This is a genomic window from Halalkalibacter sp. AB-rgal2 (assembly GCF_041821005.1).
GTDB lineage: Bacteria > Bacillota > Bacilli > Bacillales > Bacillaceae_D > Halalkalibacter.
This window is the reverse complement of sequence record NZ_JBGUAV010000007.1, coordinates 23588-45670: the sequence shown is the minus strand read 5'-3', so window position 1 is coordinate 45670 and position 22083 is coordinate 23588. Positions and strand designations below refer to the sequence as shown.

Below are 22083 nucleotides of genomic sequence, written 5' to 3'. Positions count from 1 at the left end.
TTATTTCTGTGGCTTTATAGCAATCTCCTCGTTTCATCTGAAAAACATAGGCCTTTCATCGTAATTCATGTATGTAACCACTCATATCATTTATCCTACTGATCGTAGTTTAAGTTTTGTTTAAGTTTTCAAAATTTCCTAAAATTAAGAAAGGACATGAATCATCTTTCGGTTTTCATGAAAATCACGAATAACCCCACTGTGTTCATCTCCCAATAAACTTTAAACTTTCATATCTTTGAAAAAAAACAGCCTCAAAGTCTTTTTGACTTTGAGGCTGTTTTCATAAACTAATTATATCTTCTCCTAACCATCACCACATACAAAGCTGGTACAATGAGCAGCGTTAACAAGGTTGAAAATAAAATTCCTGAAATAATTGTAATCGCTAATGGTGTAAAAAGTGCATCACCACTTAATGCAATCGGTATCAAGGCAACAATAGACGTAATCGCTGTTAAGAGAATCGGTCGAATTCGTGCTCGACCTGCTTCTCTTACGGCATCTAACAGTTTCATTTCTGTACGTAACCGCTGCTCGATAAATTCAATTAATACAATCGCATTGCGTACAACGATTCCTGTCAATGAAACCATTCCCATCACGGCTAAAAAGCTAATCGGTGTTTGCGTCACAAACAATCCAAGTATAGCCCCGGCAATCGCTAAATAGACAGCGACTAAGATTAAGAACGGTCGCGTTAAAGAATTAAATTGAAAAGCCACTAATAAATAGACAAGAACAAGAACAATGATAAATAAGACGATAATTTCCGCAAAGAAATTATCTTGATTCTCATTTTCTCCACCTAACACAATTTCATATTGATCACTCTCTAATTGCATTTGAAACGTCTCAACGATAACTGAAACTTTCGCTTTGAAATCTTCAACCGTTCCAGGGAATGCCCTTATCGTAATCGACCTTTCACCATTTATATGAGGGATCGCTCTTAGTTCCTCCGTATAATCAACTGTAACTAAATCAGACAATGGAATCAATTTTGGTAGCCCTTGCTCTCCTTGTGATGTAACAGCTAGCTCAAGCTCATCAAGCTGAAGCTCACTTCCTCTTTCAATGCGGTCCATGAACATGACAATTCCCATCGTTTCATTCCCATCATCAAAAGCTTGCACAGGTACACCTTCAGTCGCAAGTCCAATCCGTTGATTTATATCTCGAAGGCGAATATTTTCATCCTCCATTTGGTCACGATCGACACTGTAAATAATGGTCGGCTCTGATTCCCCGACATCATCCATGACCAATTCTGCTCCCAACGCTTGAATTTCTTGTGTCAGGTCATTACGGATATCGATTAGCTGTTCCATGCTTGTTCCTATCAAAGTAACTGTAACTGGGGCTCCACTTGGTGGTCCTTGTTCGATTGTCTCTAAAAAGATCGTTGCCTCTGGAAATTGATCGCGAACAGGCTCTGTCCATTGTTCGATCAATCCTTGTGCAGTTTGATTCTGACGGTCTACTCTTACAACAAGCTGACCAGTATATTCACCGCTTTGATCGAGGGAGCTATTAAATAAATTCGGTAGACCGCTTCCAGCAAAAATACTCGTTTCATAAACTCCTTCATCTTCTTCAAAATAAAGAGCCATTTCTGCTAACCTATCGTAGGTCTCATCAAGTGTTGTCCCCGCAGGTAAAGTCACATCAACTGTCACTTCTTCACGATCAGCTACAGGAAAAAACTCAAATGGTGTTAGCATAACGAGACTAAAAATAGCCGCTGTCGCAAGTAAGCCCACCACTGATACAGTCACAGGCTTTTCTCCGATATTCTTCAGTAGCTTATCTGCATAGAAATCTTGTACCCATTTAAATAATTTTCCAAGTAAGCCCGCTGAACTGTTCTTCCTATTTCTTTTCCCTTCTCGAAAAAACAAAAAGCGCAGGATTGGAACAAATACTAAAGCAACAACAGTCGAAGCAAGGGTCGTCGTAATTAAGATCGTCGGCATTGCACGAATAAAATCACCGTTTGCTCCACTCAGAAAAACGAGTGGTGAAAAAGTAAAGACGATAGCTAATGTTGATGTCACGATCGACACCCATATTTCCTTCACTCCGTTAATAATTCCTAATTTCGCGGAGTCACCTAACTCATATCGACGTTGAATGTTATCATTAACGACAATAGAATCATCCACTAATATCCCTAACGCAATAATGAGTCCAATGACTGAAATCTGATTAAGATCTACTCCTACAAACGGAAGTGGAATGATCCCCATTAATACTGATAATGGTACAGCTAGTGCAACAACAACCGCACCAGGTAACGTTAAACCTAAGGAGCTTGTAACAATTACAGCGACAACCGCAATCACGAGCGACATAAAGAGCCCTCTAAATATCTCATTCACAAGATCAGCTTGTGAATAATAAGAGACTAACTCAAACTCATCTGATAACGAAGTCGACAGCTGCTGCACCTTATCATCTACTCGATTATGTACAGTTGGAATGTCCTCACCTGGTTGGACAACAACCGTGAATGAAATAGCTGCGGTTCCATCAATCGATATTCGATCATTAGGCTGTTTTGCCTCAATCGACACTGAGCCAACATCTCCTATAAAAACAGCATCCCCAGCAAGATTTTGCCCAATTAGCACACGCTCTAGCGCAGCAACTTCTCTTGTTTCTTCCATTTTCAATTGATACAAAGAGCCATCCACTTCTTGCTTCCCAAGCGGCGGCAAGTCAAACTCATTCTCCAATGCATGGATAACATCTAGGAAAGCAAAACCTTTAGCCCCAAGTTCTTCCGAATCTAACGTAAGAGTAATCTGCTCTTCTTCAACCCCTTTTACGATCACATCCGCAACACCAGCAACTCGACTAACCTCATCTTCCCATCTCTTTATTTCTGAATACAGTGTTTGCATCTGTTCAGGATCATCTGCTGTAATCAAATAAGAGGAAATTGGCATATTCGATTGCACATCTGATACAGTAGGTGATTGAACCTCATCTGGAAATGTGACTGAAGCATTTGCAACCAATTGTCGCACTTCTCCCATTACTTCTGACTTATCTGCTCTTTCTTCTATTGTTATAACGATTGAAGATGCACCAGCAACTGAGACAGAGCTTATTTCTTCAATTCCATCAATCGCTAGTAGATTTGCTTCAATGGGGTTTGTTACATGTCGCTCTACTGCATCAACCGTCGCACCCGGATAGACCGTAGTAATGGTGCCAATATTTAATGTTGTTTCCGGAATTTCACGCTGTGGCACAGTTAAAAAAGTATAAACACCAACAATAATAAATAATAAAAACAAAATTAAAAACAGCTTAGAGCGCTCTAACAGCCCATTCATCGGCCTTTTCCTCCATCCGCATCTTAAATTTCACTTCCTCCCTTATATTCACATAATCAGACAACCTTAAACCAAATAAATGTGACTACTTAATGAATGATACAAGCTCTCCTGATAACAACATTGAAAAAGCCTAATACAAGAATAAACTTGTATTAAGCTTACGTACTAGATGAATGCTCATAAATTACGTTTCTAACCGAGGCTTTGTCGGATCACAATTAGGATCCTCTATATCCGTTGACTCTGCTAGCTTGATTAAATAATAGCATTGCTCTCTCATCATATGATCTGCCATTAATGGTGCAAATGTTCCTAACGCTTGTTTACTTAATTCAAGCTCCTCAATTTCATCAACAAAGCTTTGAAATAGGTGCATTTCTAATGCTACATCATGGTTAAAACGATCTAACGCAGGAAAAGTCGACAGGTTCGTTCGGAGAAATCCTTTTAATTCAACTGCCTTTAAGTAAAACTCTTCAAATTCCTTCGTAAACGCTCCACTTTTATCGCGAATATTCTTTTCAATCCGATCCATGTTATCTGTAATGGCCCCAGCATGACCTGCTGCATCTAACAGCCAAACTAAATGATGATGGAGCTCATGGAACATTGGAGGAGACTCCCCTTTTTTCAAATAGTCCAAAATCATTAAATATTCATCTAGCTCATTAACCATATGATTAAGAAACGTTGGTCCTAAATCAATTTTTATTTCACCTACTAAATGCTGTTCAATTATACTAAGCTTGAAGCGCCTCAGCTTCTCTACCTCTTCCGCTGTTACTTGGCTAAGTATAATCGGATCTTCTCTATTAACATTTTCCAACAATTGATCAAATGCATCAATATAATACAACGCTTCAGTAATCTTCTCTTCTTCACTAGGGGCTAACGCATCATGAATGAATCGTGCATGATCACCAAGCACCTGTAACCAAAACCCATTTTCAAATGCTGCTATTTGTTCAAATGAACTCATTAGACGATTCCTCCTTTCACTTCTCACCCCAAACATATCGCACATTTTCAAAATTTATGTCTGTCCAAAAGTAAATACTTCTTACAGTTTTTATGACCATAAGAAGTACTTTTTAGCGTTATCCATTTTCATCAGCACTTGCCCCATAAATAGCCGGTACTGAAATATTTAATAGTCGCAAATAAACCGTCAACTGACCACGATGATGATACAGGTGATTAAACATTAACGAGCGAATCATCACCCATCGTGGTTCTGTCATTAATATTTGTTCGCCATCAACCATTGACCAGTCTGCTTCAAGCTGTTCCTCATTCCAAATCGTTAAGTGCTTCATCGCGATTATTTCACTTTCTTCTAAAGCATTTAGTAGTTGTGTAATTGATTCAGGTTCACCTAGAGGAACAGTTGGAACCTCCCGTTTTAGCTTACTGAACAGCTCTGATAATCGGCCAGGTATCAACGCGATGTGTAAACCTAATTGACCTAACGTCATCGATTTCTCATGAGGTTTCCAAGATAACTTGTCCTCCGGTATTCTTTTCAATGTTTCTCGTGTCATATCCATTTCCCTTTTATATTCTTCGATAAATGTTTTTTGCAAGTTCATGTAAAACACCCCTTCTATTTGCGGTAAAAGATCTAGACTTTGCTTGTCTGATACACAAGCAACACATTTCCACAGTGAAAAGTCCTCGTACTTACTAGCTCAATCGCTCGTGGTCTTGCTTGAAACAGTGGTTGACCCTCACCTAATACAACTGGATTCACAATGACGCGATACTCGTCAATGACGTTATGCCTGATCAACGTCGAAGCAAGAGTAGGACCAGCTAGCAAAACGATGTCCTTCCCTTCTTGCTGCTTCATAGCTAGAATCTCATCTTCAATGTTTTCCTTAACAATGCGTGCATTCCACGTTACAGCATTCAGCGTATGAGAAAAAACAACTTTACGGAGTGTATTCATTTTACGAGCAAAAGCACGGTGTTCTTCGCTGTTTCGCTCATTCTTCTCCGCTTCAGGCCAATATTCAATCATCATTTCATAAGATCGACGACCATAGAGTAACGTATCAACTCCATCTAAAAAATCATCCATATAAGCTTGCATCTCTTCATCCCAAACATGCCATGAAATATCTCTATTCTTCTTTTCAACAAAGCCATCTAAAGACGTAACCATTGATAAAATAACCTTCCTCAACCACATTCATCCCTTCCTTAGAATTATGTTTTCATCGATGTCTCCATCATAACAAGAAACAGCTTCCCCTATTTCTTTTTAATTGCTCTATTTACATACATACTGAATGTATGTTAAAATCTTATTATATTCATATTCCTAGGAGGTACAAAATAATGAAAAGCTTTTATCCTGTTCTATTAACAAACAAATTGACCGAAAGTAGCCAATTTTATCAAACGCATTTTGGCTTTAAAGCGATATTTGAAGACGTTTGGTACGTTAGCCTGCAAAAAAATTCTTTTGAACTTGCCCTTCTAAACGATTCTCACGCGACAATTCCAGAAGGATTCCGAGAAAAAACTGAAGGACTTATTCTCAATATTGAAGTTGATGATGTTGACACGCTTTACGAGGAATTAATCCGCAAACAAAATTTACCATTACACTTAGATATTCGTGATGAAGCGTTTGGTCAACGCCACTTTATTACGAGTGATCCGAACGGTATATTACTCGATATTATTAAAATCATACCACCAGATGAAACCTATAATCAGCATTACAAAGAAAACATTTGGGACAAACAATCATGACAGAGTCAGTAGCTTTAAAAGACTATTTCAGCGAAGAACTTGCTCATCATCTTTCGACACTGATCGTTCCACATTACCCTTCGTTTCAGTCCGAAGCCTTTATTGATTCTGTTAAACATCAAGTCTTGCCACTACAGTTAAAAGCTAGGGTAGCCGTCATTAGTCAAGCTCTGAAGGAACAGTTACCAGATAATTATCCGGACTCTCTAGCCATTTTGTTAAACATCCTTGGTCCGGAAAACAAAACAGAGGAAGGGATGTTTACAAACGGATACTTTCTCATGCCAATTGCTCACTTTGTTGAAACATATGGTCTTAATCATTATCATTTATCTATGCAGGCTCTTTATCAGATTACAAAACGACATACTGCTGAATATGCCTTACGTCCATACTTAGCTCATGATCCAGAGCAAACCTTAGAAATTTTAACAAGCTGGCTAAATGATACAAACTCTCACGTCCGCCGCCTTGTCAGTGAAGGAACACGTCCTCGCCTACCATGGGCGAAGAAGATTGATGTGCTGAAGGGCGATATTACGTACCACTTCCAGCTTCTTCAACCATTAGTAAACGATCCATCGCCTTATGTCAGAAAATCAGTCGCCAATCATATTAATGATCTAACGAAAACCCACCCCGAACAAACGTTAAGCTGGCTTCGAAATGAAATCACAAGCTCCATCGACTATAACAGCCGTGTTATCCAACAAGGCTTACGAACATTAAAGAAACAAGGAGACGCAAGAGCACTTGACATATTAAATGATCTCGAGTAAACCATAGAAGAGCGTATATTATGTAAAAGGAGTCTCCATACAATGAAGAAAACAAAAGCCGAAGCAGAAGCAACGATTGAAACACTAATCGAGACGGCTCGTAAACAATTTGCAGTGCAAGGATTTTACAAAACGTCTCTTGAGGAGCTTGTAAAGGAAGCAGGAGTCACAAGAGGAGCACTCTATCACCATTTTACAAATAAAAAGAGTCTGTTTCTCACCGTTTTTGAAAGGATACAAAGCGAAATGGCTAAAAATGTTGAGCTTGAGGCCGTAGGAAGCACGGATGTGTGGGCGCAATTATTAAATGGATGTCAAGCGTTTATCCTTTCAGCCATAAATGAAGAAAATAGGCAGATCATCCTAATTGATGGTCCAGCCGTTCTTGGCTGGGAAGCATGGCGACAAATGGATGCATCATATTCGATGAAGCTACTAAATGAGCAGCTTCACACTATGCAAAAAAACGGACACCTTAAACCGACCTCCATAGAAGCTCTTACTCATATTCTATCTGGGGCGATGAATGAATCTGCCCTTTGGCTAGCTCAGCAGTCTGATTACAGAACGAAGCTGAAAGATGTAATGGACGTTCTTACCGAAACAATATACACATTTAAGCAACATTCATGATTGGCACTCCCTCAAAAGAGGAAGGTGAACCTCAAAGAGGCTGCTGAAAAAATTCATTTGTACTTTTTCAGTGACCTCTAACTCAACCTTCCTCTTTTTTATGCTTCATTATTGGAGTATACCGAAGCATCGCCACCGTCTGATCGAACACCTTTGATTCAATCAGCTCTAGGTTTGTTTTCGTTTGCAAACTAGGAAATAAGCGACGTCCTCCCCCTAGTAAGATAGGGTGGATATAAAGATGGTATTCATCAATCAACCCTAATTTAATAAACGTTTCAGCAAGGGTTGCTCCACCAAGTGACATATGCTTCCCAGATTGTTCCTTTCGATGATTGATGACAGCTTCAATATCATTGTTTACGAGTATGCTATTTCCTTCTACCTTCTCAAGCGTGTTTGAAAAAACAACTTTTTCTATCTTGTTCCACATACGTGCAAATTCCACTTCGTCTTTTGATGCTTCACGAGCCTCGGCACGTTCTGACCAATAATCTCTCATATTCTCATATGTTTTTCGCCCGTAAAGATGTGTATCAAAGTCCTTTTCTTGTTCATTGAAATGTTGAAACAATTCTTCGCCTGGTTTTCCCCAATCGATTTCATGATGGGGTCCTTCGATATAGCCATCAAGCGAGACCATTTGAGAATAAATAACTTTACGCTTAATCATGTTACTTTCCTACTGCTTCCATCACGTAAGACGTCAATGTCTTAATCTTGCCATCTTTATGTTTATTTAACTGATAGACATCGCAAAATTCATATATTCTCTCTTCTCCAGATGGACTAATTGTTTTCATTTTTCCATTAGCAGCAGCTGTTTTCCCATGTGTAATGACATGTTCAATTGTAAGTTTATAGGACTGTCCGTCATCCATTTCCTTCAACAAACGAATCATCTCTTCTTTCCCCGTAACGGTTCGATCTCCAACCATCTTCCAAACGACATCATCTGTTACACTACTTGCAATAACGTCTAAATCCACATTCGCAAAAGCTTGATTAAACGTTTCAATAAATGCTTGAAGTTGTGTCTTCATTTTTCTTCACATCTCCTTTCTTTTCTTCATCTAAGTATAACAATTGTTTCACTAAGTCATTACTTTTATATTGCTCAATCACTGTAATCCTGAAATACTTCCAAAAAAACGATGTAACCGGGATGAGGGGCACGCTATACAGTCGGGCGCTGAACTAACTGGCTACGCCAGTTGATTTCAGCTTTCCCTATCCCTACTCTAGTCGACCACCCCATCCGACCGCATTAGTTTCATTTTTGCCGAGATAGCACCTTTTTCCTACGTCTAAATCGTAAGAAAGTTCAAATCACCATCCATCATAAAATTCTTTCAGATGGATGGTGATTTTCATTTATCCTTTACTTGTAGTTTGGATCATTTGAGACTAGGGCATGTAGGCGTTCAATCGTTCTAGCTTTTGATAGATATCAAGATTTCCCAGACCAGTGTGAGCTATACATGGTACTGGTAAACTCACTGTACAAATCCACCAAGCAAATACTCATCTTGCATTAACACATGATAAGCTCCATCCGATTCACGAAGAACGTGCACAGTTGCTTCTGTTGTTTCAGCTTCTACAAACGGTCCATTGTAAGCATCAATCATTAATTCCACTTGGTATTCCAACCAGTTATCAACATCTTCTTCTCCCAGTTCAATGGCCTCTGTCAGATCTTGTTCTATTTCATACATAATAAGAGAATCGAATAACCCTGTAATCGATAATGTAACGATAATTTGCTCTTCATCCATCAACTGCGAATCTACCACCTCATAAGTCGTCTGAGACAGTGCATTCATATAAGAATCAGCTAACTCATCAATCAATTCATCACGTACAAGATCTCCCATATTTCTTCTAGTATTTTGACGGTAAAATTCAACAAAGGAATCCCTCTGAAATTCACCATCTGCCTGCTTTTTGTCATCTGACCTTGAGCCAGCAACCGTTTCTCCAAATCCATCAACGTTCTGAAAGACCGTAGCTTGAATTAAAGCATCAACATAAGTAGCTGCTTCTTCTTCAATTACTTCAACCTCTTCTTCCGAAAGATCAACAGACACAGACATAGCATCATCATCTAATCCAGCTGATGCCGACTCTGCTTGCACAGGTCTTTCAATCTCATCGATTGCATTATACTGTGTATACGTTGTCGTCAAATGCTCATCGAATACCAAATGGTCATCTAAAAGCCATTCGCTATCAAATTGAATTTCGAGACTTACTTGTTGTTCAAACGTATCCACAAGATTTGTTTCTTTATCAATCGTAAGAGTAAACTCTAACTGCTCAATGCCAACTGCTACTATCTCAATATCATCAAAAATATTCTCCATACTATCATTCGTCATTTGATCAGCTAAGTGTTGTTGTTGTTCATCGTCACCGATATAAGTCAACACATAGTGCTCTTCTTCTACTTCAAGCTCAAAAGCTTCATTCACATCTTCCACATAATGATCAAATCGTTTTAACACATACTCATACTCATTAATGACCTTCTCAATTAGAAAGCCAATACTATTTTCATCAAGCTCATCCTCATCGATCATCCCGATAACTAATTCATTACCTTTATAAACTTCTAAATACTCGTCATATACTATCGAATACACACCTTCATTCAAATCCATTTGAGCAACCCACTGAATATCAATCGACTCTGTTGTCCCTTCCGTTTCAAGTTGCATGGACTCAACCGCCTCATGAGCCTCTATTCCCCATTCAAATACGTCCTCAACACTCGCATTATCTGAACATGCTGCCAGTAGTAAGACTGAAACACTAAACAAAAACCACATTACTTTTCCCATTTCTCCTCACTCCTTATCTCTATTAAATCAACTTACTAATATTAACATTTAACGAGTTATTAAATGTATAATACAGTAAAAAACAGAACTAAATAACTGTATGGACATGAGGATATGTAGAGAATATGACCTATAAGATAAACCTTGTAGTATAGAAACACTCATCCTCCAGTATGTACACCAGTGGACTTCAGCTTGCTCTGTAACCGTTGCAAAATTAAAAAGCCTGCCATTGTCAAGCGCTCAATATTTGAAGCCACCGTTACTCATTAGGAGCCACACAAAAAAACCAGCTCAAGGAAACTCCTTAAGCTAGCTAACAATCTTCTATAGCTCTTCACCATTTGTCGCAATGACATGCTTGTACCAATCAAAGCTCTTCTTCTTAATACGTTTATTCGATCCCTTTCCTTCACTATCACGATCAACGTAAATATAGCCGTAACGCTTCTTCAGCTCAGCTGTTGACGCACTTACTAAGTCAATCGGCCCCCATGACGTATAGCCAATGAGATCGACACCATCACCAATTGCCTTTTTCATCTCACGAATATGAGCTTGTAAATAATCGATTCGGTAATCATCCTGAATTGAGCCATCCGCTTCAATCGTATCAACTGCCCCTAAGCCATTTTCAACAATAAAGAGTGGCTTTTCATAACGATCATAGAGCATATTACAGACGGTACGTAAACCGACGGGGTCAATTTGCCAGCCCCATTCAGATGCTTCCAAATAAGGATTTTTTATTCCAGTAAGCAAATTTCCTGACGTTTGTTCCTTCACATGCTCAGGATCTGTACTCGCAACAAACGACATATAATAGCTAAAGCCAATATAATCAACAGTATGCTGCTGCAAAACATCTAGGTCGCCATCCTCCATTTGAATCGCAATTCCATTTTCCTCGAAGTAGTTCTTCATATAAGCTGGATAATGACCACGTGCTTGAACATCGGAGAAGAACAACGTCTTGCGATCCTGTGACAACGCAGCAAACATATCCTCAGGCTTTGATGAATACGGGTACGTTACCATTGAAGCGATCATACAACCAATCTGTAATTCTTCATTTAATTCATGACCAGCCTTTACCGCAAGCGCACTTGCAACAAATTGATGGTGTGCGGCTTGGTAGATCGCTTGTTCATCCTTCTTTCCGTCTTCAAACAGTAACCCTCCACCTGTAAAGGGCGCATGTAGCAACACATTAATTTCATTAAAAGTCATCCAATACTTGACCTTCGTATGATAACGTTTCAATAGCACCTTTGCAAATCGCTCAAAAAGCGCTACAACTTTTCTATTTTTCCAACCACCATATCCCTTCACAAGGTGGACAGGCATTTCATAATGTGAAATCGTAATGACCGGTTCAATATTATACTTTAATAATTCCTCTATGACGTTATCATAAAATTGCAATCCTTGTTCATTAGGTGTTTGCTCATCCCCATTCGGAAAAATACGCGTCCACGCAATCGAAAATCGGAATGCTTTAAAGCCTAATTCAGCGAAAAGAGCAATATCCTCCTTATACGTATGGTAAAAGTCAATACCTTCATGATACAAATTGAAATCCTTCATCGAAAAATCAGGAGGGCTCATAATCCCATTTGGTGATACATCTGCAGTTGAGAGACCTTTTCCACCCTCTTGATAGGCTCCTTCTAACTGATTAGCCGCAACGGCTCCTCCCCATAAAAATCCCTCTGGAAACTTAGCTAATTGACTCATTAATAGCACTCCTTTTTTATAGTTCTAAATCCTGTCCATTCGATTCAATGACTTTCTTATACCAATAGAAGCTTTTCTTTCGTGTACGATTTAACGTTCCTTGCCCTTCATTATCCTTATCAACATAAATATAGCCATAACGCTTTTTCATCTCACCCGTTGATGCACTCACAATATCGATTGGTCCCCAGCTCGTATAACCGATAATATCGACCCCATCTTCAATCGCTTCACCCATTTGCTCGATATGCTGACGTAAATAGTCGATTCGATAATCGTCTTGAATCTCACCTGTTTCCGTTATTTTATCAATCGCACCAAGTCCATTTTCAACGACAAATAGCGGTTTCTGATAACGGTCATACAATTGATTGGCCGTAATACGAAATCCTTTCGGGTCAATCGTCCAGCCCCATTCAGATTTCTCTAAATACGGGTTAGATACGGAACCAAAGACATTTCCACTCGTTTGATTTTCCAACACTTTCGGGTCTGTACTCGTTGCCCGACTTGCATAATAGCTAAAGCCGATATAATCAACGGTATACTCCCTTAACAGCTCTTCATCACCTTGCTCCATCACAATCGACAAACCCTTCTCTTTAAAGAAGCGCTTTGCATATCCTGGGTATTCTCCTCTTGCTTGTACATCAATAAAGAAAAACGATTCTCGATCGACATTCATCGCTTCAGCGATATCATCTGGATTACATGTATACGGATAAGTCATTCCTGCTGCTAGCATACACCCGACTTTAAACTTCGGATTAATCTCCCATGCTGCCTTCACCGCTAATGCACTCGCTATTAATTGATGATGTGCAGCTTGATATTTGACCTGCTGTTGATCCTCCCCTTCTTCAAACACAAGACCCGCACCAACATAAGGTAAATGAAGCAGCATGTTAATCTCATTGAAGGTCATCCAATAGGTTACTTTATCCTTATAACGCTTAAATATTGTTTTCGCATACGTTTCAAAAAAGGAAACGAGCTGACGACTTCTCCAGCTTCCGTATTTTTTAATTAAATGGACAGGAACATCAAAGTGAGCAATCGTTACAACTGGTTCAATGCCATGCTTCAACAGCTCATCAAAAAGCGCATCATAAAAAGCTAAACCAGCCTCGTTTGGTGTTTCATCATCTCCATTTGGAAAAATTCGCGACCACGCAATTGATACACGTAATGACTTAAATCCCATTTCCGCAAAGAGAGCGATATCTTCTTTGTAGAGATGGTAAAAATCAATTGCTTCATGCGAAGGGTAGAACTCACCTTCTATCGGTGTTAGTTGATCAAGCTTCCCTAGCATCACGTCCCAACGCTTCTGACCAGTTGGTAACAGGTCGACGGACGTTAACCCTTTTCCATCTTCTAAATAAGCACCTTCAGTTTGATTGGCAGCAATCGCACCGCCCCATAAGAAATTTTCTGGAAATTGAAATGTTGACAACATACCCCACTCCTTTATTTAATTGAGCTATTATTTTCCGTACACAACTAATATAGGTGGACTGTTCAAAAAGATATATTATATCTCTTTTTGAACAGCATCCATCATTATTTCTTCAATTCAATTAGACGATCTCCTTGCTTCACTTCTTCCTCCTCTGTCGTAAGCAATTCAAATTGGTCCGGATTTGTAATAACAATAGGTGTGGCTATAGAGAAGCCTGCTGCTTTAATTTTTTCAATATCAAATTCCGTTAACAGTTGTCCTGCTTCAACACGCTCTCCTTGCTTCACATGAGCTGTAAAGTGCTCACCCTGCAATTGAACCGTATCCATTCCAACATGAATCAGAATTTCAGCACCATTATCAGCCTTGATGCCTAATGCATGCTTCGTTGGGAATAAGGCCGATACCGTACCTGAAACTGGAGAAATAAGCTTCCCTTCCGTCGGTACGACTGCAACACCTTTTCCAAGTGCCTCTGTAGCAAATGCCTCATCCTCGACTTCCGCTAAAGAAATCACTTTCCCAGTAAACGGACTAAGAACTGTACCCGCTTCAATCGTTACTTCTTCAGGCGATTGATCAGCTGAATCACCTTCTTCTATAGGTGATTCGCCTTTGTTCACACCACCGAATAAGTACGTTGCGACAAGTGATAAGACAAATGCGAGAATAGCCGCAAGAACAGGTCCCCAAACGGTCATATCTAAGCCATTTGGACCGATGAAAGTAGGAATTTGGAAAATACCTAACCCACCAATCATATATCCTCTAGCGCCAAAGAAACCGATCATCGCGCCACCAATACCAGCAGCTATACAGCTAAAGATAAACGGCTTTTTCTTCGGTAACGTTACCCCGTAAATCGCTGGCTCTGTTACGCCAAAGATTCCTGAAATAAAGGCTGGAATACTTAATGTTTTTAAATTTTGGTTCGTCGTCTTTAAATAAACCCCTAACACTGCTCCAATTTGAGCGAACGTCGTTGCGAACATCATCGCAAATACTGGATCTGATCCTGTTGTCGTTAAGTTATTAATAGCAATCGGCACAAGCCCCCAGTGTAACCCAAATATAACGACAATTTGCCATAAACCCCCGATGAATATTCCAGCAATAACAGGACTTAAATCATAGATGAAAATCGTTGCTTGTCCTAAAAGCTGACTTGCCCATGTTGCAATCGGTCCAATGATGATAAATGTCAATGGAACGACAATAAGCAATGTAAAAAATGGTACTAAGAACATCTTCACTACATCAGGAATGATCTTTCTCAAAAACTTCTCAACTTTTGATGCAAAGTAAGCGGCTAAAATAATCGGTATAACCGATGTCGCATAGCTCATTAGAATAACAGGAATACCTAAGAATGTAATGTGTACAGGCGATTCGAACACTGTACCAGCAAATAATACATATTGTGGTTCACTTGCTAAAATACCTTCAATCGCTGGATAAACGAGTGATGCTCCTATCGCAATCCCGATGAATGGAGACCCTCCAAACTTCTTAATGGCTGTATAACCTAAGAACACTGGGAAAAAATAAAACAGTGAGTCACCAATAATATCTAAAATAATGTACGTGCCTTGTTCTTCCGTTAATAGGCCTGTCGCTAAGAAAAGCGCATTAAAACCTTTTATCATACCTGTTGCTGCTAAAACACCGAGCACAGGTGTGAATATACTAGCGATAATATCTATAAAACGATTAAATAAACTTCCAGCCTTTTCGTCCTCAGCATCCTCTTCCTGTTGTGTTTGACTTGCGAATCCACCCACTTCGGTAACCGCTTTGTAAACATCAGGCACGTGGTTGCCGATAACGACTTGGTACTGTCCTCCACTCTTCATAACGGTGACAACACCATCCATATTTTTTAAAGCTTCGGTATCAGCTTTGCTTTCATCTTTCAGCTTAAAGCGAAGACGTGTAATACAATGGACAACACTTTTCACATTTTCTTTGCCACCGACTTTTTCTATAATGTCTTTAGCTAATTGTTCATACTTCATTTTTATACCTCCTATTATTTGTAAATTAGAGCAAAGAAAAAACCTGGCCAACTTAAACACATTTATACGATGTGCTTAAACTAGACCAGGTTATGCCCACTTAAGGTAACATTCCTTAGGTATTATTTGTTAACTTTGTCATTTTATTATAATTCAAGAGAGATAGTTTGTCAACGCTTTCTTCGACAAAAATTTATGTTTTTCGATTTTATTCTGACTGCTGGTATTCATGCCGCTTCGTCACGCGATGAATATGCACCGTCAAATACGTTTGTTCATCTTTAGAAATCGACCAGCTATAGCTTTTCTCTAAATACGTTTTAATCTTTTTACTACATTGAAAAGCTTCAGGATATTTCCGATTTAATTGATCATATAAGAAATGATCTCCAGTATCCTCTACTCGCTCCTTCCGAATAAACCTCATCGCGAAGAAACGAAGGTGAGTGAGAAAACGTTCAAAGTTAATCGTCGATTCATCCAGCTCCATTTTGAAATGATATTTAACAATATTTAAGACATTATTGACCATTTCTGTCACTTGAACAGCCATGTCCATGTTTTCACCAGAAATTTGGCTATTTACTAAATGCAACGCAATGGATGCGGCCTCATCAGCGGTCAGCTTTACACCCACTTCTTCCTCAATAATATGAAGGGCATGCTGCGCTACCTCATATTCAAGCTTATAATATTTACGAATTTCCCATAAGAGGGCGTTTTTTAGTTCAATTCCTTGTTCATGACGACTAATGGCGAAGCTAATATGATCGGTTAAGGCAACATACAAATAGTCATCTAATTTGTACGGGAGCTGTGATTTCGCATAGTCTAAAATTTTGGAAGAAATATTTAAATATACTTCAGATGTATCACGAAGCAACGTCGCGAGCTTCTCTGATATTCCTTGACTTTCCAATATAAAGGTCTTTTCTATTTTTTCTGTCTCAACTGGTTGTCCCACTTTCTTCTGAAACGCAAGACCTTTCCCCATAATAACAAGCTCTTGATTGTGTTCATTATTCGCGACAACAACATTATTATTAAGTACCTTTTTAATTTCCAACGATGTTCCCCCCCTTGCCCTTTATCATTCTGTACGCATTACAATCATCATATCCTCTACTTAATCGCAACCACTCCATTTCATTATAAACGCACGACCGTCGTTTATTCACTCGAGTTGACGTTAGGGTATTAAAAAAACCTAAATTTGTATACAGAAATCCCCTAGGATCTCTATACAAATTTAGGTTTTGCCTGGCGAACAGTAACAATCCTTATGACATTTGTATAAATGTAATCGTTTTCTTTATTGATCTTATTTTATTTTTAACATAGATGTTAGATGGTTGTCAAGGTGTAGCGAGATAAGAATCATAGTGTAAAATCTCTCATCCACCACAAGTGGCTTAGGAAAACAAAAAAGACTTTTACCGTTTTAAAAAGCTCACAAAAAAACATTTTTTTGTGAGCAGATCAATCATTCTATTCAAACTCCTGCAAATACTCCGCAAGAGCTAGCACCGATAGCGATTGTCCGTACGGCATTGGAGTAATCTTAATTTCTTTGTAAAAATCAAGTGTATCGCCCATTCCTGTACCGACTGAAACCTTTTGGACAGCTCCTTCTTCATTGATTTCATGAACAAGTCCATCAATCGATTTTAACCCGACTTCTTTGTATTTAGCATCAATGTAGCCTTTATGAACTGATTTCAAAATACCGTAAGCAAAGCCTGCAGTTGCTGATGCTTCTAAATAAGACGTGTTATCGTTAATAAGCGTATGCCATAAGCCGCTTTCATGCTGATGCTCCGCTAACGCTTCGACTTGTCTGTTTAACGTATCGATGAGGAATGCTCTGAAGCCGTCACCTTCTTCCAGCTCTAATATTTCAATGATTTCAGGGATTGCAATCGTTATCCAGCAGTTTCCTCTTGCCCATAACGCTTCGGCATAGTGATGGTTCTCTTCAAATGTCCACCCGTGAAACCAAAGACCTGTTTTACGATCACTCAAATATTTGATATGAATGAGGAATTGCTTCTTGGCTTCTTCAATATAATCTTGACGGTTAAAAAGCATGCCGATTTTCGCTAATGGTAGTACGGTCATCATTAACGTATCGTCCCAAAGCTGATTTTTGTTCTCTGGCCCGTACGTCATATGCTGCAAGCCGTCTTCCTTTGTCCGTGGCATATCGTTCATCACCCATTCAGCCCATTCTTCTAGATGAGGAATAAGTTCCTTATCATTCGTATCTTCATATAGAAAGGCTAATGTAAGTAGGGGCGCCATTGTATTGACATTTTTCGGTGGTACCCCTTCTTCAAAGCGATCATGAAACCAATCAGTTACAATCCGTAATGCCTTTTCATCCTTTGTTAAACGCCAATATTTATAAATCCCGTAAAGCCCGACCCCTTGTGGCCAATTCCACACCTTCCAGCTCTTATCATCAACGACTAACCCATCAAAGTTTAACAGAAATTCTCCTGTATCATCTTGAATGGTCGTTAAATTCGTCATTAGTAAATCAATTTGTTGAACGACCTGATCTCGAGTCATCTCTCTTCATCCTTTCTGCTTACATTTTAGAATGATAGAACGCGGTATTCATAAGCACCGATTTCTAACTGGCCTTCTGACACCTTCTCTTTCGTTAATGCATCAATCGCATCTTTCGGCAGCGTGACATGTCCGCCTTGACCATCCATATTGACAATCACCCACGAGTGCTTGCCTTCGTCATCAATTCGTGGGGCGACAACCGTTCCGTGTGTCACATCTGTTCGCACATTGACTCCCGCATCTGTTGCATAATGATCAATGATCGTCTTTAATAAAGAGTCCCCTTCTTCTCCAACAGGTAAAGACCCAAGGTGTACGATTTTCCCTTTACCAACCTTCGACTCAGTGATAAATGCTTTTCCACTCGAGTTTCCACCTTTTATTGTACCGACAGCTGTTTGTTCATCATACTCAAACACCGTACTCCACAATCCTAACGGCGCTTGATAACCAAAGGCGTGCCCGATTGAACCCGTTCCATCGATAGGATATGTGTACAACGCTTCCACATCAGCGATTTTTTCAAGCTTACCTAGTGCGTCATCTGTATGAATTGTATGCTCCTTCGTACGTCCTCCACTTAACGGTCCAATAATCCATGTTCCACCATTTTTCACGAATTCAACAGCCTGCTTACGATACTCATCTGAAATGTGTGGCAAAAATGGGGTGAACAGAAGTTTATACCCTTCTAAGCTAGCCTTCTCTGGAATGACATCACGATGCACACCCAAAGACACAAAATGATTGTAAAAATTCGTCACCAATGCCCTGAAATCCATTTGTTGCAACGGCTCCGTTTGGAAAAACGCCTTCGCCTGATCTGAATACGTGATAGCAACGTCGGCCTGCTGTGGTTTGGTTGCAACGATAAAAGGCTCCATTTGCTTTCTCATTTCTTCCACTTCTTGAACACCTTGAAAACCGACCGTTGGTTTCCCCCAAGCACTAATGACCGAGCCGTGTGGCTGCTCACAGCCCGCACGCTGCTGTCTCCATAACCAATAACAAAATGCACCACCACCTAGTGCATAGGCCGCCACAGCCTCTGCACGTAAATAGCCGTTCGCATGAGGACTCGCATAGCTTTCAAGTGACGCGGCATAAGATGTGCTCGTTTCCATAATCCAAAAGTCTCGACCCTTTTTAAAATTTCTCCACAAATCACAATTCATTAAATACGATGCCCTATTCTCCTGTGTAGCATATGTATCAAAAGAAGCGAAGTCAAGATGTTCAAATAACCTTTCATTATCAACTGAAAAAGGAATATTACTATTATGCGTAATCGGAGCATTTGAATGTTGACGAATGATATCAGCCTGACTATCTGAGAATTCCGCAATCTTCTCCATAGAAAACTGACGGTACATCGTACTTAGCGAAGAGTTATGAAGAAATGGAGCTGGCCCGGGCTGAGGCACTTGATCGAACGAATGATAATATTCACTCCAAATTTTCGTTCCCCAGGCTTCATTTAGCTGTTCAATCGTCTCGTAGCGCTCCTCTAACCATTGATGCCATAACGCCCGGCACGTTTCGCACATACACTCACTTACATGGCATTTAAATTCATTATCAATTTGCCAACCGATAACTCCCGGTAACGAACCAATCGCTTTAGCCATATGCTCAGTGATCTCATTGGCTTTTTTCCGAAAGTACGGATGATTCGTACACGCATGCTGACGTGAACCATGCCCCATCACTTTCCCCTCACCGTTCACATACATTCTCTCTGGATGATTATGTGTAAACCAAATCGGTGGAGTAGGCGTAGGTGTACACATCACTGTCTCGATCCCATTCTCATATAGCTTGTTAATGATATCAACGAAAAAACTAATGTCGATCTTCCCTTCCTCAGGCTCCATCGTATGCCAAGCGAACTCTCCCATTCGCGCTACGTTAATGCCTGCTTCCTTCATGAGCTTAATATCCTCTTCTATCACCTTCTCATCCCAAAGCTCAGGATAATAAGCTGCACCATGATAGAGCTTATTTGCCATATTCACCACTCCGTTCTTGTCTCTTTTCACTTAACGAATGAGTACACATTCTCGACATGTCCTACCGACTACTATGAATCCGCTTACTTTTTTCTACGTATTTCAACATTCCAAAGCTTAGATTACTAGAATAACAACGTTTTTATCTCATTGCTTAATAAAGTAATATTCATTAAAATGGTATCATACGGTATACATCGTGTCTAATGAAGAAAGCTCTAAAAACTATTGAAAAACAACAATATAAAAGCTAAGACCCTTGCTTACAAACCATACTTTTTAACTAATGCATTATATTCATCACGTGTAACCGTCATCACCCCACCATGCTTCGAATGCACAGGGATGTCTAGTCCTTCTTCCTTTTTTGCGAATTGTCCCGTTTTCAAATCATTTGTGTAGTACGGGAAATACTTTTTCTCAACTGCGTAATGATCTAATAAGAGACACCATTTATCCTCGTTCTTTAATTTAAAGCACGCCGGCCCTTCGACACCAACGACTTGATTTAAGTTCGTTTCAATTTCTTGAAATTCTCCAAGCAATGAATTAGAAACTTCCATCGTAATACTCTTAACCGTTTCATCTTTAGAAAAGCGATAATACACGCCATTTTCTTCAATAATCGTCGTATCAATCACATGGTTCTGTCGTTCAATATAAATTTCAGGTTTTGTAAACTTTTTAAAATCGGTCGTTTTCGCATAATAGATTCTTTGCTTCTCTGCCCCAAACCCTTCTCTCGATGCCCAAAATACGAGAAAATCATCATTTTCCTTATCATAAATCGCTTCTGGTGCCCAAACACAACCTGCCGTCTCTAACCCGACGTTCACCAATCGTTGCTCCGACCACTCTACTAAATTACTCGATTCCCAAACGACGATATGCTGACTACCTGACCTCTGTACCTCGTCCCAATCTTTCTGGTCATGCATTGATAAATCAGTGCCAATTAAATAGAATTTCCCTTCCTTAGGAGAACGAATAATAAACGGATCTCTTACTCCCTTATCCCCTAACGTAGATCTGAGAACAGGCTTTCTATCATTCAGCGTTTGCCACGTGATACCATCCTTACTCACAGAAAAATAAACCTGCTCTGAATCTGGGCTTCCTACATCTTGATGGATAAAATGGACAAATAAATAAGCATCAAATTGCGCAGACTTCGCTCCATGTGTCATGCTAAAATCCCTCCAATGTATTTGGTTGCTTAACTCTATTAAAACGTTATCATTATTTAGATCGTTAAACAAGATTGGGATTTTAACACTTAAGTAAAGTGTTTAACGTTTTCCTTATTAAATTCCTCTATATTAGCAGACAAATGAGAATACTCCTTTTCATTTTGGACAACTTATACTTAAGTGAAATGATTTTTATTTAACAAAGGAGTCCCTATGAAAAAAATTCAATCCAATTCCATAAATTACACCCTTTTAGTGATCGTTTGGCTAATAACCATTATAAGTTTACTTAAATTTGTACCTAGCGATAAAGTGAGACAAGCAAATATTATATTCCTTTTTAAGCAACTAGTAACGTGGTTATTAGGATTAATTGTTGTAGAACTGAATCTCATACGATATCCGAAAAGGTTTTTTAAAAAGGGAAACGCTAGTAGCTTTACGTTTGAGTATTTTATTTTTCCTAGTATTTGTGTCATTTTCAATTTGTACTATCCAACAACAAAAAGCTTGTCTATAAAGTTTATTTATCATGTTCTATACTCAGCTTCAATGACAGTAATCGAACTAGTATTTGAAAAATTCACATTACTTATTGAGTACAAACATTGGAACTGGTACTATACTTTCATTTCATTAACCTGCACATTTTATTTATCTAGAGTGTATTATCAATGGTTTTTCAATGAAAAACGCAATCCCTTTAGCATGTAACATGATTATTTTTACTAACA

General features: G+C 39.2%; 18 protein-coding genes. 4 read left to right on the top strand and 14 right to left on the bottom strand.

Features of this window, described 5'->3' with window-relative positions:
* Nucleotides 1–290: 290 nt before the first annotated feature.
* The 4 genes from ACERJO_RS07700 to ACERJO_RS07685 form a co-directional block, all read right to left on the bottom strand.
* Nucleotides 291–3344, bottom strand: a complete 3054-nt coding sequence (locus tag ACERJO_RS07700; RefSeq protein WP_373647124.1) for an efflux RND transporter permease subunit — start codon at nucleotides 3342–3344, stop codon at nucleotides 291–293.
* Between the two features lie 187 nt (nucleotides 3345–3531).
* Complete coding sequence (locus tag ACERJO_RS07695) at nucleotides 3532–4326, bottom strand: DUF2935 domain-containing protein (protein WP_247106257.1); 795 nt, start codon at nucleotides 4324–4326, stop codon at nucleotides 3532–3534.
* A gap of 118 nt (nucleotides 4327–4444) precedes the next feature.
* Entirely contained in the window at nucleotides 4445–4936 is a 492-nt protein-coding gene (locus ACERJO_RS07690; RefSeq protein ID WP_373647123.1) for a DinB family protein, read from the bottom strand.
* 32 nt (nucleotides 4937–4968) lie between these two features.
* Nucleotides 4969–5538 (bottom strand): dihydrofolate reductase family protein, encoded by a 570-nt coding sequence (locus tag ACERJO_RS07685; RefSeq protein ID WP_373647122.1) that lies wholly within the window; start codon nucleotides 5536–5538, stop codon nucleotides 4969–4971.
* A gap of 149 nt (nucleotides 5539–5687) precedes the next feature.
* Here ACERJO_RS07685 and ACERJO_RS07680 point away from each other — a divergent pair, with 149 nt between their 5' ends.
* Genes ACERJO_RS07680 through ACERJO_RS07670 form a run of 3 tightly spaced genes read left to right on the top strand, consistent with a single transcriptional unit; the run spans nucleotide 5688 to nucleotide 7519 of the window.
* A complete protein-coding gene (locus tag ACERJO_RS07680) occupies nucleotides 5688–6107 on the top strand; it encodes a VOC family protein (protein WP_373647121.1) in 420 nt (139 codons plus the stop codon).
* On the top strand, nucleotides 6104–6886 hold the full coding sequence (locus ACERJO_RS07675; protein WP_247106261.1) for a DNA alkylation repair protein: 783 nt from the start codon (nucleotides 6104–6106) through the stop codon (nucleotides 6884–6886). Before ACERJO_RS07680 ends, ACERJO_RS07675 begins: the two co-directional genes overlap by 4 nt.
* Nucleotides 6887–6928: 42 nt before the next feature.
* On the top strand, nucleotides 6929–7519 hold the full coding sequence (locus ACERJO_RS07670; protein WP_373647120.1) for a TetR/AcrR family transcriptional regulator: 591 nt from the start codon (nucleotides 6929–6931) through the stop codon (nucleotides 7517–7519).
* A gap of 82 nt (nucleotides 7520–7601) precedes the next feature.
* Here the strand turns inward: ACERJO_RS07670 and ACERJO_RS07665 are convergent, their stop codons facing one another.
* From ACERJO_RS07665 to ACERJO_RS07620, 10 genes are all read right to left on the bottom strand, one after another.
* Nucleotides 7602–8192 (bottom strand): dihydrofolate reductase family protein, encoded by a 591-nt coding sequence (locus ACERJO_RS07665; RefSeq protein WP_247106263.1) that lies wholly within the window; start codon nucleotides 8190–8192, stop codon nucleotides 7602–7604.
* 1 nt (nucleotide 8193) lies between these two features.
* Nucleotides 8194–8562 (bottom strand): nuclear transport factor 2 family protein, encoded by a 369-nt coding sequence (locus ACERJO_RS07660; RefSeq protein WP_247106264.1) that lies wholly within the window; start codon nucleotides 8560–8562, stop codon nucleotides 8194–8196.
* Between the two features lie 453 nt (nucleotides 8563–9015).
* Entirely contained in the window at nucleotides 9016–10362 is a 1347-nt protein-coding gene (locus ACERJO_RS07655) for a DUF6612 family protein (protein WP_373647119.1), read from the bottom strand.
* Nucleotides 10363–10689: 327 nt separating this feature from the next.
* A complete protein-coding gene (bglH, locus tag ACERJO_RS07650) occupies nucleotides 10690–12099 on the bottom strand; it encodes an aryl-phospho-beta-d-glucosidase (RefSeq protein WP_373647118.1) in 1410 nt (469 codons plus the stop codon).
* Between the two features lie 16 nt (nucleotides 12100–12115).
* Nucleotides 12116–13558, bottom strand: a complete 1443-nt coding sequence (ascB, locus tag ACERJO_RS07645) for a 6-phospho-beta-glucosidase (RefSeq protein ID WP_247106267.1) — start codon at nucleotides 13556–13558, stop codon at nucleotides 12116–12118.
* Nucleotides 13559–13662: 104 nt separating this feature from the next.
* Nucleotides 13663–15576: a beta-glucoside-specific PTS transporter subunit IIABC gene (locus ACERJO_RS07640; RefSeq protein ID WP_373647117.1), complete on the bottom strand. Its 1914-nt coding sequence runs from the start codon at nucleotides 15574–15576 to the stop codon at nucleotides 13663–13665.
* 208 nt (nucleotides 15577–15784) lie between these two features.
* On the bottom strand, nucleotides 15785–16642 hold the full coding sequence (gene licT, locus ACERJO_RS07635) for a BglG family transcription antiterminator LicT (protein ID WP_373647116.1): 858 nt from the start codon (nucleotides 16640–16642) through the stop codon (nucleotides 15785–15787).
* Between the two features lie 422 nt (nucleotides 16643–17064).
* Nucleotides 17065–18147 (bottom strand): beta-galactosidase BglB, encoded by a 1083-nt coding sequence (gene bglB / locus ACERJO_RS07630; RefSeq protein WP_373647115.1) that lies wholly within the window; start codon nucleotides 18145–18147, stop codon nucleotides 17065–17067.
* Between the two features lie 26 nt (nucleotides 18148–18173).
* Nucleotides 18174–20159: a beta-galactosidase gene (locus tag ACERJO_RS07625; RefSeq protein ID WP_373647114.1), complete on the bottom strand. Its 1986-nt coding sequence runs from the start codon at nucleotides 20157–20159 to the stop codon at nucleotides 18174–18176.
* Nucleotides 20160–20422: 263 nt separating this feature from the next.
* The gene (locus tag ACERJO_RS07620; protein WP_247106284.1) at nucleotides 20423–21346 is read right to left on the bottom strand and encodes a glycoside hydrolase family 43 protein; all 924 of its coding nucleotides are present in this window, start codon (nucleotides 21344–21346) and stop codon (nucleotides 20423–20425) included.
* Nucleotides 21347–21562: 216 nt separating this feature from the next.
* Between ACERJO_RS07620 and ACERJO_RS07615 the strand changes: the two genes are divergently transcribed.
* Nucleotides 21563–22063: a CBO0543 family protein gene (locus ACERJO_RS07615; RefSeq protein ID WP_373647113.1), complete on the top strand. Its 501-nt coding sequence runs from the start codon at nucleotides 21563–21565 to the stop codon at nucleotides 22061–22063.
* The last annotated feature ends 20 nt before the right edge of the window (nucleotides 22064–22083 follow it).

Coding starts and splice junctions, on each gene's coding strand:
- ACERJO_RS07700 (WP_373647124.1), bottom strand. CDS start 3,344: ATGAATGGGCTGTTAGAGCGCTCTAAGCTGTTTTTAATTTTGTTTTTA.
- ACERJO_RS07695 (WP_247106257.1), bottom strand. CDS start 4,326: ATGAGTTCATTTGAACAAATAGCAGCATTTGAAAATGGGTTTTGGTTA.
- ACERJO_RS07690 (WP_373647123.1), bottom strand. CDS start 4,936: ATGAACTTGCAAAAAACATTTATCGAAGAATATAAAAGGGAAATGGAT.
- ACERJO_RS07685 (WP_373647122.1), bottom strand. CDS start 5,538: ATGTGGTTGAGGAAGGTTATTTTATCAATGGTTACGTCTTTAGATGGC.
- ACERJO_RS07680 (WP_373647121.1), top strand. CDS start 5,688: ATGAAAAGCTTTTATCCTGTTCTATTAACAAACAAATTGACCGAAAGT.
- ACERJO_RS07675 (WP_247106261.1), top strand. CDS start 6,104: ATGACAGAGTCAGTAGCTTTAAAAGACTATTTCAGCGAAGAACTTGCT.
- ACERJO_RS07670 (WP_373647120.1), top strand. CDS start 6,929: ATGAAGAAAACAAAAGCCGAAGCAGAAGCAACGATTGAAACACTAATC.
- ACERJO_RS07665 (WP_247106263.1), bottom strand. CDS start 8,192: ATGATTAAGCGTAAAGTTATTTATTCTCAAATGGTCTCGCTTGATGGC.
- ACERJO_RS07660 (WP_247106264.1), bottom strand. CDS start 8,562: ATGAAGACACAACTTCAAGCATTTATTGAAACGTTTAATCAAGCTTTT.
- ACERJO_RS07655 (WP_373647119.1), bottom strand. CDS start 10,362: ATGGGAAAAGTAATGTGGTTTTTGTTTAGTGTTTCAGTCTTACTACTG.
- bglH (WP_373647118.1), bottom strand. CDS start 12,099: ATGAGTCAATTAGCTAAGTTTCCAGAGGGATTTTTATGGGGAGGAGCC.
- ascB (WP_247106267.1), bottom strand. CDS start 13,558: ATGTTGTCAACATTTCAATTTCCAGAAAATTTCTTATGGGGCGGTGCG.
- ACERJO_RS07640 (WP_373647117.1), bottom strand. CDS start 15,576: ATGAAGTATGAACAATTAGCTAAAGACATTATAGAAAAAGTCGGTGGC.
- bglB (WP_373647115.1), bottom strand. CDS start 18,147: ATGACTCGAGATCAGGTCGTTCAACAAATTGATTTACTAATGACGAAT.
- ACERJO_RS07625 (WP_373647114.1), bottom strand. CDS start 20,159: ATGGCAAATAAGCTCTATCATGGTGCAGCTTATTATCCTGAGCTTTGG.
- ACERJO_RS07620 (WP_247106284.1), bottom strand. CDS start 21,346: ATGACACATGGAGCGAAGTCTGCGCAATTTGATGCTTATTTATTTGTC.
- ACERJO_RS07615 (WP_373647113.1), top strand. CDS start 21,563: ATGAAAAAAATTCAATCCAATTCCATAAATTACACCCTTTTAGTGATC.